Origin of the sequence: Mesorhizobium sp. M7A.F.Ca.CA.002.15.2.1, from assembly GCF_003998715.1 — a bacterium.
GTDB classification, from domain to species: domain Bacteria; phylum Pseudomonadota; class Alphaproteobacteria; order Rhizobiales; family Rhizobiaceae; genus Mesorhizobium; species Mesorhizobium ciceri.
Genome location: NZ_RZPI01000325.1, coordinates 1 through 5,993, shown reverse-complemented (window position 1 = coordinate 5,993; position 5,993 = coordinate 1). Strand labels below are relative to the sequence as shown.

The window sequence follows — 5,993 nt, the reverse complement described above, 5'->3', positions numbered from 1 at the left end:
GTCCAGGGCAATGTCCGCGCCGACTGGAATCCCGCCTACGGGCTTGCCGTGATACCCGCCGTGTTTCTCGCCCGTATGAACGGCTTTGCGGCCATCGGCTTCGTGTTCCTGCTTTCGGTGCTTTCGATCGGCGGCGAGAGCGCGGCGCGCCGGCTCGGCGTGCCCAATCATTTCACGCTGGTGCTGGTTTCCATCGTGCTGATCGTGCTCGCGCTCGCCGAATATTTCGATCACCGATACAACCAGTCGCGGAGGGCCTAGGGCATGACCGGGCTCTTCAGCGAGGTCTTTCTCAGCGCGCTGCTGTTCGGCGCCGTCACCGCAGCGATCCCGCTGCTGCTTGCCGGGCTCGGCGAGCAGATCTCCGAGAAGGCTGGCGTGCTCAATATCGGCATCGAAGGCATGATGCTGGCCGGCGCCTATCTCGGCTTTGTCGGCGCTTTCTATTCCGGGTCGCTGTGGCTGGGCTTTCTCACCGGCGCCGCCGGGGGTGCTGCGGTGGCGCTTGTCATGGCGCTGCTTTGCGTGCGCATCGGGCTCAACCAGATCGTCATCGGCATCGCGCTGACCTTGGGGCTGGAAGGCCTGACGGCGCTGCTCCACCATTTCCAGTTCTCGCGCAGCTATCCGCGCCTGCCGGCGGCGGATGCGACTGTCATTCCGCTGCTTTCGGACCTTCCGGTCATCGGGCCTGCATTCTTCAAGCATCATCTGATCGTCTATCTGGCGGTCGCGCTGGTTTTCGGCATGGGCTACATCTACCGGCGCACGCAGTTGGGCCTCAATTTGCAGGCGGCAGGCGACAAGCCGGCCGCGCTCGATGTCGCCGGCATCGATGTCGTGCGGACCCGCACCATCGCCGTGCTGACGACCGGAGCGCTGGCCGGGCTCGGGGGCGCGTATCTCGCCAATGTCGGGGCCGGCCTGTTCATTCCGTTCATCACCAATGGCGCGGGCTTTCTCGGCATCGTGCTGGCCATGCTGGCGCGCGGTCGCCCGATCTGGGTGCTGTTCGGCGCGTTGCTGTTCGGTGTCTGCCTGTCGCTGACGACGGCCATGCAAGTGGCCGGCATCAACATACCGACCGACATCATCCAGATGCTGCCGTTCCTGGCGGTGATGATCATGCTGGTGCTGTTCGGCCGGCGCGCCAGCCTGCCGGCGGCGCTCGGCATTCCATATGAGCGCGGCGCGCGCTGAGGACAATTCATGCGCGGACGGGACCCGCGCCAATAAAGGAGGCAAGAATGTCGGATACCAAGGTCTACCTGCTCGACGGCGGCTCGCTCGTTCTCGACGGATATCATGTGTTCTGGAACCGCGGCCCTGGCGGCGAAGTGCGCTTCCCGGTCTATTCGATCCTGATCGAACATGCCGAGGGCCGGTTCCTCATCGACACCGGCTACGACTACGATCACGTGATGAAGGTGCTGCCGTTCGAAAAGCCGATCCAGGAAAAGCACCAGACCATCCCAGGCGCCCTGGCGCTGCTCGGCCTCGAACCGAAGGACATCGACGTCGTCGTCAATTCGCATTTCCACTTCGATCATTGCGGCGGCAACAAGTATTTTCCGCACGCCAAGAAGATCTGCCACCGGACCGAGGTGCCGCAGGCCTGCAATCCCGAACCTTTCGAGCATCTCGGCTATTCCGATCTGAGTTTTTCGGCGGAGGCTGCCGAAGCGCGTGGCGCGACCGGGCAATTGCTTGCGGGAACGACACGGGCGAATTCGACCTTTGAAGGCATTGATGGCGACGTCGAGCTTGCCAGGGGCGTCCGGCTGATCTCGACGCCCGGCCATTCGATCGGCCATTACAGCCTGCTGGTCGAGTTCCCCAAGCGCAAGCCGATCATGTTCACGATCGATGCGGCCTATACGCAGAAGAGCCTCGAGACGCTGTGCCAGGCGGCCTTCCACATCGATCCGGTGGCGGGCGTCAATTCGATGCGCAAGGTGAAGAAACTCGCCGAAGACCATGGCGCCGAGCTGATGTACTCGCACGACATGGACAACTTCAAGACCTACAAGACCGGCACGCAATTCTACGGCTGACCGCCGCCAATCCGGAGACAAGACGATGCGCTATCTCGAACACGCCGATCCGGTCATCACCCTGACCGCGGGACCGGTGAACGCCTATGCCGAAGTGCTGCGCGGTCTCGGCCGCACGGTGCTCTACGACTACGACCCGGCGTTCCAGCTTTTCTATGAGGGTGTGGTCGACAAGGCGCAAAAGGCGATGCGGCTGTCGAACAAGCCGGTCATCCTGCATGGCGAGCCGGTGCTTGGCCTGGAGGCCGCCGCGGCCTCGCTGATCACGCCGGACGATGTCGTGCTCAACCTTGCCTCCGGCGTTTACGGCAAGGGGTTCGGCTATTGGGCGAAGCGCTATTCGCCACATCTGCTCGAGATCGAGGTGCCCTACAACGAGGCGATAGATCCGCAGGCGGTCGAGGCAATGCTGAAGGCGCACCCGGAGATCACCGTCGTTTCCGTCTGCCACCACGACACGCCGTCCGGCACCATCAATCCGATCGACGCCATCGGCGCGCTGGTCTCAGCGCATGGCGGCTATCTCATCGTCGACGCCGTCTCGTCCTTTGGCGGCATGCAGACGCACCCGGAGGACTGCAAGGCCGATATCTATGTCACCGGCCCGAACAAATGCCTGGGCGCGCCTCCCGGCCTGACGATGATGGGCGTCAGCGAGCGGGCCTGGGCCAAGATGAAGAGCAACGAGGCAGCCCCCCGCGCGTCGATGCTGAGCATCGTCGATTGGGAGCATGCGTGGTCGCGGGATAAGCCGTTTCCGTTCACGCCGTCGGTCTCGGAGATCAACGGGCTCGATGTCGCGCTCGACCTCTATCTCAATGAGGGGCCGGAGGCGGTATGGGCGCGCCACGCGCTCACCGCCAAGGCCATGCGCGCGGGCATTGCTGCGATGGGCCTGTCGATCTGGGCGGCCAGCGACAGCATCGCGTCGCCGACCACGACCGCTGTCCGCACGCCCGAAGGTGTCGACGAGAAGGCGCTTCGCCAGGCTGCCCGCGCCCGTTACGGGGTGGTGTTTTCGTCTGGCCGCGGCGAGACCTTGGGCAAGCTGACGCGCATCGGCCATATGGGTCCGACCGCCCAGCCGATCTATGCGATCGCGGCGCTGACGGCACTTGGCGGCGCCATGAACGCGGCCGGCCAGAAACTGGCGATCGGCAGGGGTATCGACGCGGCGCTGGCCGTGATCGACGCCGACGCCTGAACAGATATCACCACGGATTGAGGGAGCATTTTCATGACTGAACGGCTTGCGGGGAAGACGGCCCTGGTTACGGGCGCTGCGCAGGGTATCGGCAAGGCGATCGCCGCGCGGCTCGCCGCCGACGGGGCAATCGTCATCGTCAGCGACATCAATGCCAAAGGCGCCAAGGCGGCGGCCGCGGCAATAGGCGGAAGGGCGAGGGCGATTGCCGCCGACATTTCCGATCCGGCCTCCGTCAAGGCACTCTTCGCCGAAATCCAGACCCTGACCGGGGGCATCGACATCCTGGTCAACAATGCCAGCATCGTGCCGTTCGTCGCCTGGGACGATGTCGATCTCGACCATTGGCGCAAGATCATCGACGTCAATTTGACAGGCACCTTCATCGTCAGCCGCGCCGGCACGGACCAGATGCGTGCGGCAGGCAAAGCTGGGCGGGTGATCAGCATCGCATCCAACACCTTCTTTGCCGGCACGCCGAACATGGCGGCCTATGTCGCAGCCAAGGGTGGCGTCATAGGCTTCACCAGGGCGCTCGCCACCGAACTCGGCAAATACAACATCACCGCCAATGCGGTGACGCCCGGCCTGGTCGAGAGCGACGGCGTCAAGGCGAGCCCGCACAATGAGGCGTTCGGCTTCGTCGAGATGCTTCAGGCGATGAAAGGCAAGGGGCAGCCGGAACATATCGCCGATGTGGTCTCGTTCCTGGCCTCCGACGATGCGCGCTGGATCACCGGCCAGACGCTCAATGTCGACGCCGGGATGGTGCGCCACTAAAGCATTCCGCACCCCAAACCCCTGTACGCTTTCGGGCGATCTGCACCCAGGTCGCGACGGGCGGACAGGCGCGGCCAAAAATGTATCCGCAAGGCCGCAGTCGGCCAATCAAGGAAAAATCACAGTGGACTTCGGATTCGACACGTCGGTTTTCGACGGGCTGACGATTGCAATGCTGGTCGCCGGTCTGGCCATGACCGGAATGGCCTCCGGCGTGCTCGCCGGTCTGCTGGGGGTCGGCGGCGGCATCGTCATCGTCCCGGTGCTGTTCTGGGTGCTTAGCCTGTTCCACTTTTCGCCTGCTGTGATCAGCCATCTGGCTGTCGCGACGTCGCTTGCGGTCATCATCCCCACCTCGATCTCGTCAATGCGGTCGCACAACAGGCGCGGCAATGTCGATCGGCCTCTGCTCACTCTGTGGGGACCGGCCGTTTTCGTGAGTGCCCTGATCGGTGGCATCACGTCGAAGTTCATCCCGGGCGCCGGCTTGCGGCTGGTTTTCGGCGTCGTCGGCCTGCTGGTGGCCCTCAACATGGCGTTGCCGAAGCACTTCGTGATCTCCGATCACCTGCCGCAAAGCGGCTGGATCAACCGCGCGATCGCCTCTGTCATCGGCTTTGTCTCTTCGCTCATGGGAATCGGTGGCGGCACGCTCTCGGTGCCGACGCTTTCCAGCTTTTCCTTTCCTGTGCACCGGGCCGTCGGCACATCGTCGGCGCTTGGCCTGCTTATTGCGCTTCCGGCAGTGGCCGGCTTCATCTGGTCGGGTCTCGCAATTGCAGGCAGGCCTCCGCTCAGCCTGGGTTACGTCAGCCTGCCGGCGGTTGCCATCATAGCGCCCGTGAGCTTCCTGTTCGCACCCTTGGGCGCAAGGCTCGCCCACGCGCTCAACCCGCGCTACCTGAAACTTGCCTTTGCATTCTTCCTGGCGATCACGGCCGGGCGAATGCTGCTGTCTTGAATTTCGCTGGGCGGCGTACGGCTATTTTTCCCGCATGGCCCGGCGGAAGTTCTGCGTGATCGGCTCGGCGAGATAAGAGAGAACGGTGCGAGCCCCCGTCCGGATCATCGTCTCGCTCGACATGCCGGGCAGCAGCTTGCGGCCCTCCAGCTTGCCGAGTTCGCTTTTGTCGATCACAACCGTCGCGGCGAAATACGGTGCGCCGCTGCGCTCCTCAACCATGCGGTCAGCCGACACGATCTCCACGACACCCTCGAGCGGCGGCAGGTTGTAGCGGGCGAAGGCCGGGAAGCTGACACGCGCGGGCTGTCCGGGTGCGATCGTCTCGACATCCTCCGGTTTGACCATGGCTTCGACCACGAGTTGTTGTCCGAGCGGTACGATCGTCATCAATGTATCGCCGGGTTTCACGACACCGCCCGCGGTGTGGACCTTCAGATCCATGACGATGCCGTCAACCGGTGCGACGACATCGGTACGGGTAAGCACGTCCCTGGCGGCACGCTCCTCCTGTCTCAGGTCGAACAGTTCCGCCTCGACCTTGCTCAACTCATCGACGGACTCGTTGAGCCGCACCGTATCGAGGTTCAGGATCTGCATGTCGATCTCGGCCATGGCGCTTCTGGCGCGGGCGATTGCGGCGATATTGGTGGCGCGCTCGCCCTCGATCTCCTGCTGCTGTCGTCTGAGCAACAGGTTCCGCTCGCGGGTGGTCAGCCCCTTCTTGAGCAGACTCTCGAGGTCTTTGGTTTCACCCTCGATCGCCTCGATCTGTTTGTCCTTGGTGACGATAAGCTCTTCCAGTCCCTTTATCTCCTCCTCGGTCTGGTGGCGGCGCTGGCTGAGGATTTCCTGCTCGTCCGCCAGATTGTGGTGTTTCGCCGCGAACACGTCGCGCTGTGCGGACACCGCGTCCTTTGCGGCGGTGGCGGGGTTGGCGAGCAACGCCGGATCGAACTCGATCTCGGCCCTGCCGTCACGCTCGGCCCTGAGA

6 protein-coding genes and 1 pseudogene are annotated in these 5,993 nt (G+C 63.7%); 6 read left to right on the top strand and 1 reads right to left on the bottom strand.

All coding sequences use genetic code 11. The features are described 5' to 3' along the window. The 6 genes and pseudogenes from ENZ74_RS18550 to ENZ74_RS18525 form a co-directional block, all read left to right on the top strand. Nucleotides 1-261 (top strand): annotated as a pseudogene (locus tag ENZ74_RS18550) (ABC transporter permease); the annotation flags it as partial. Nucleotides 262-264: 3 nt separating this feature from the next. Continuing rightward, the gene (locus ENZ74_RS18545) at nt 265-1,200 is read left to right on the top strand and encodes an ABC transporter permease (RefSeq protein ID WP_024505120.1); all 936 of its coding nucleotides are present in this window, start codon (nt 265-267) and stop codon (nt 1,198-1,200) included. Nucleotides 1,201-1,247: 47 nt separating this feature from the next. Further along, complete coding sequence (locus tag ENZ74_RS18540; RefSeq protein ID WP_013529871.1) at nt 1,248-2,054, top strand: 4-pyridoxolactonase; 807 nt, start codon at nt 1,248-1,250, stop codon at nt 2,052-2,054. A gap of 25 nt (nt 2,055-2,079) precedes the next feature. Beyond that, nucleotides 2,080-3,258: an alanine--glyoxylate aminotransferase family protein gene (locus ENZ74_RS18535; protein WP_063168890.1), complete on the top strand. Its 1,179-nt coding sequence runs from the start codon at nt 2,080-2,082 to the stop codon at nt 3,256-3,258. Between the two features lie 33 nt (nt 3,259-3,291). Then, nucleotides 3,292-4,038: an SDR family NAD(P)-dependent oxidoreductase gene (locus ENZ74_RS18530; protein WP_063168889.1), complete on the top strand. Its 747-nt coding sequence runs from the start codon at nt 3,292-3,294 to the stop codon at nt 4,036-4,038. A 124-nt stretch (nt 4,039-4,162) separates the two neighbouring features. Next, a complete protein-coding gene (locus tag ENZ74_RS18525; protein WP_082826541.1) occupies nt 4,163-4,999 on the top strand; it encodes a sulfite exporter TauE/SafE family protein in 837 nt (278 codons plus the stop codon). A gap of 21 nt (nt 5,000-5,020) precedes the next feature. Here the strand turns inward: ENZ74_RS18525 and ENZ74_RS18520 are convergent. Then, a partial coding sequence (locus ENZ74_RS18520; protein WP_127312909.1) for an HlyD family type I secretion periplasmic adaptor subunit occupies nt 5,021-5,993 on the bottom strand: 973 nt, incomplete at its 5' end.

Coding starts and splice junctions, on each gene's coding strand:
- ENZ74_RS18545 (WP_024505120.1), top strand. CDS start 265: ATGACCGGGCTCTTCAGCGAGGTCTTTCTCAGCGCGCTGCTGTTCGGC.
- ENZ74_RS18540 (WP_013529871.1), top strand. CDS start 1,248: ATGTCGGATACCAAGGTCTACCTGCTCGACGGCGGCTCGCTCGTTCTC.
- ENZ74_RS18535 (WP_063168890.1), top strand. CDS start 2,080: ATGCGCTATCTCGAACACGCCGATCCGGTCATCACCCTGACCGCGGGA.
- ENZ74_RS18530 (WP_063168889.1), top strand. CDS start 3,292: ATGACTGAACGGCTTGCGGGGAAGACGGCCCTGGTTACGGGCGCTGCG.